General features: G+C 34.4%; 1 protein-coding gene. It reads right to left on the reverse strand.

The genetic code is table 11. The features are described from left to right. Nucleotides 1–340, reverse strand: a 340-nt coding sequence (locus tag DC53_RS22755; RefSeq protein ID WP_033032513.1) for an alpha-amylase family glycosyl hydrolase, incomplete at both ends; no start/stop codon positions are given.

Genomic DNA, 340 nt, shown 5'->3' on the forward strand with positions numbered 1-340 from the left:
ATGATTGAGTGCAAGGTCTAGTATTACAGCAATACCATTTTCATGGCAAAGGTCTATAAATTGTTTCATAGATTCTTCAGTACCATATGCTTTATCTAAAGCCATATGGTAAGCGGTATTGTAACCCCATGAAACGTTACCTTCAAACTCCATAACAGGCATAAGCTCGATAGCATTTACATGAAGGTTTCTAAAATAATCTATTTGATTGATAAGAGATGTCCATGTTTTTTCTTGGTTAAAATCTCTTATTAAGAGTTCATATACAATAAGATCTTCTTTCTCAGGCCTGTCAAAATTGGTTACTTGCCAGTTATAGGCAGTTTGCCCAGTTTGTAGT

Source organism: Pseudoalteromonas fuliginea, from assembly GCF_000690055.1.
GTDB lineage: Bacteria > Pseudomonadota > Gammaproteobacteria > Enterobacterales > Alteromonadaceae > Pseudoalteromonas > Pseudoalteromonas fuliginea.